Source organism: Ochrobactrum sp. SFR4, from assembly GCF_019730395.1.
Lineage (GTDB): Bacteria > Pseudomonadota > Alphaproteobacteria > Rhizobiales > Rhizobiaceae > Pseudochrobactrum.
The window spans coordinates 1-243 of sequence record NZ_JAAPBB010001226.1; the positions used below are offsets into that span (position 1 = coordinate 1).

The window sequence follows — 243 nt, forward strand, 5'->3', positions numbered from 1 at the left end:
TTTTATCAGCCACAAAATCGAGTTTACGTTGTTGGATAAGGCCGCTCTAGCGGCCTTTTTTATTTTCTGAATTTAGACCAAAATCCTTTATTTGATTTCTCTTTCCAGATATCTCTCTCGCTTTCAGCTGCTTCAGCACGTTTTCTCTCTGCTGATGATATTTCTTTTTGAAGTTCAATTTGTTTTTCAAAATTTTGCTTTTCTAATTCTCTGAGATTTATTTCGCTATTTAGTTTCTCAGTT

At 33.7% G+C, this 243-nt stretch carries 1 protein-coding gene; it reads right to left on the bottom strand.

Going from position 1 to position 243, the window contains the following annotated elements; all coding sequences use genetic code 11:
* Positions 1-59: 59 nt before the first annotated feature.
* Positions 60-243: hypothetical protein (locus HBA93_RS22935; RefSeq protein ID WP_221724765.1), on the bottom strand; the 184-nt coding region annotated here is incomplete at its 5' end.